General features: G+C 39.6%; 3 protein-coding genes. 1 reads left to right on the top strand and 2 read right to left on the bottom strand.

Annotated features, from left to right (window positions below; translation table 11 throughout):
- Positions 1-316: 316 nt before the first annotated feature.
- Positions 317-1,108, bottom strand: coding sequence for an SDR family NAD(P)-dependent oxidoreductase (locus AC1DUW_RS24785; protein WP_053346869.1), 792 nt, complete (start codon positions 1,106-1,108; stop codon positions 317-319).
- Positions 1,109-1,131: 23 nt separating this feature from the next.
- Positions 1,132-2,100 (bottom strand): MBL fold metallo-hydrolase, encoded by a 969-nt coding sequence (locus AC1DUW_RS24790; protein WP_053346870.1) that lies wholly within the window; start codon positions 2,098-2,100, stop codon positions 1,132-1,134.
- Between the two features lie 525 nt (positions 2,101-2,625).
- On the opposite strand from AC1DUW_RS24790, the gene AC1DUW_RS24795 reads away from it, so the two are divergent.
- The coding region (locus AC1DUW_RS24795; RefSeq protein WP_477643720.1) for an NAD(P)-binding domain-containing protein at positions 2,626-2,952 on the top strand (327 nt) is incomplete at its 3' end.

A 2,952-nucleotide genomic window follows, 5' to 3' on the forward strand; every position in this document is an offset into this window, starting at 1 on the left:
TCCCCCTTATCAATGGCCTCCTGCGTGTTCTTTTCTGAAGAGGATTGACAGCTTCCCAGAATAAAAGCCACTAGTGTATATACAAAAAGGTTTAACATCATCTTCATGAAAATCCCTCCTATAAAATAGACGAATTTTCCAGTAAAAGAGTTACTAATTTATCTGAAAATAAACTGAACCTCTTGTAAAAGGGACTTATGTCCCAGCTCCTCCATTTTTCTAGTCTTTCCTTCATACAAAAAAGAGAAATGTCATTTGACAGTCCCCTTTTAATTATAGACCACCGTTCGTTTTGTCCCGATATCAACAGTTTAGCCTATTTTTTAAAAAATGCTTTTTTCCCAAAAGTCTCGGTGATTCTTGGAAACATGTTATACCATTTCCCAGCTAAATCCATCCAGCCAGGGAGGTTGATTTCCCTCTTATTAGTCAGCATAGCCGCCACGATTTTGGCTGCGACATCCCCCGGCTTAAGCATAAATTTTTCGATATTTTTCACATATGTCCCAGATTCATCCGCAATGCTAAAGAAATTCGTTTCTATTGGCCCAGGATTGACGGTGGTCACAAAAACATGATCTTCCATTAGTTCAAGTCGAAGCGCGTTTGAATAGCCAAGCACCGCAAACTTGGTCGAAGAATACAATGTAGATTTGGGAGTGGCAATTTTACCGGCCTGTGAGGCAATATTAATGATGTGCCCCGATTTTCGCTGCTTCATATAAGGGAGTACTAGCTTTGTGCAGGCCATCAATCCAATCACATTGACAGCAAACATCGCTTTTGTCTCATCTAATTCTGTATCCAGGGCTTCTTTAAACGTGCCGAAACCAGCATTGTTAACCAATACATCCACCTCACCGATTTGAGCATGGATATCGCCAAATACCATTTCCACCTGGTCCGTGTCTGCCACATCAAGTTTATATGCATATGCATCAACACCATATTGATTAGTTAGTTCATCCCTTAGCTGATGTAATTTATCCAGGCTTCTAGCCAAGAGAACAAGGCGCCCTCCCTGCTTTGCTGCTTGAATCGCCACTTCCTTGCCAATCCCTCCGGAAGCCCCGGTAATTACAATAACTTTCCCTTGCAACTTATTCAAAAAATTATCCTCCTCGAGAACCTTTAAGCGATTGAATACAGAATTACCCCTGATTGAGTTTCTGTTTCGATTTCACCCAAATCTTCTAAATAGTCTAGCTGACCGATCGTTTCCGATAGTGTTAGGCCGACTTCCTGAAGATATACTTTCGGGAAAAGCTGCTGACATACTTCAAATGCTGATAAAGGTTTATCTTGAAGCATACTTTTCACCTGCATGGCCCGATTATGCTGCCGCTCAAATCTATATTGAATCAAATCAGCAACCGCGTCTCCATCCACTTCAGATCCATGCCCAGAGTATACAGTGGATATAGATATTCCTAAGAATTTCTGAAGCGAAGCGTTGTATTGCAGTAACGGACGTGGACGGTCACCGCCCGGAAGTAAAGGCGGTTCCATTAACGGATTAGGTGAAATTTTCGCAAGTAAGTGGTCACCCGCAATCATCAAGCCATCACTTTCACGGTAAAAGGATAAATGACTTTGAGCATGTCCAAGAGTCTCGATCGCTCGCCATCCTGGAAGTCCAGGAAGTTCATCTCCCTCAGCTAAAAACCCCTGTAACTTTCTTTCACTAAGGAATTTGATTTCGTCGCGGTAATGAATCAAATTATTTTTCAACTCTTCAGCTACTCCAAACTTCGTAGCATAGTCCAGAAAAAAACGATTATGGGTTTCAAGGAACTCATCACTAATAGTCAGCCACCGCTGATTATTTTTATGTCCGTAAACAGGAACTTCCTTATCAAAGAAATCGAGTGCACCGGCATGGTCCGGATGATGATGGGTCAAGATGATTTGTTCGATATCAGACAGTTTTAGCCCCAATTCTCCAAGCCCGTAAGTCAAAACTTCTTTTGATTGGTTTGTTTTAACGCCAGTATCAATTAAAGTTAAAGCATCCCCTTTAACTACATAAACATTTACATCGCCAACTGCAAACGGCGTTGGCAAAGCAAGTTTAGCAATATCTCCATTCCAATTCACCATAATCATTTCCACCTTAAAATATTATATTTATATAAATCTTTTTATACGMAATACCTATTAACCTGTCCATTTATCAAGAAAATGAATGTTTAATTACCATTTTACATGTATTATTAAATATTGTCATTATTTTCACATAATTCACGTATTTTTTTTGAAGCTAAAACATATATTATCATTGACAGAGTACTGATGCATCCTTCATAATCACAAGTAATTAAAGACGGAATGGCTGTGATTAAGGCCAAGTAAATTTATTGATGGCGTAAAGAGAGTGAAGCTCGGAAAGTGCTGAAAGGCTTCATCGCCCTCTCATTATTGAACCTACCTTATGAGCCTTCAGGAAAACCTGACGTAAATCCCGCGTTAGAGGATTCAAGTGCAGCTTTTCTATTTATTTTTTATGGAAAGTTGAACAAAGGTGGTACCACGGAAGCTAGACCTTTCGTCCTTTATCGGATGAGGGGTCTTTTTATTTTTTTAAAAAGTGGACCATAAATAGAATGTACAGAAGGAGCGAGAAGTATGAAAAAAATCGCATTTATCGGAGCTGGATCGATGGCGGAAGCAATCATTTCGGGATTGGTCACTCAACAGGTCATTGACTCGGCAAATATTTTTGTTACGAATAAATCAAATGATGAACGGTTTGATTATTTAAAGAAGGAATACGGTGTGACAGCAACAAGGTCACTACAGCAATTACTACAAGATGCAGATCTAGTGGTACTAGCAGTGAAGCCGAAAGATATTTTAGAAACGATGCAATCAATAAAAGAATACATTCACGAAGAAATGCTGTTCATTTCCGTTGTGGCAGGGGTTCATACAACTAGTTTAGAAGGAATTGCC

The sequence above is a fragment of the Peribacillus sp. P4_C12 genome (assembly GCF_056402095.1).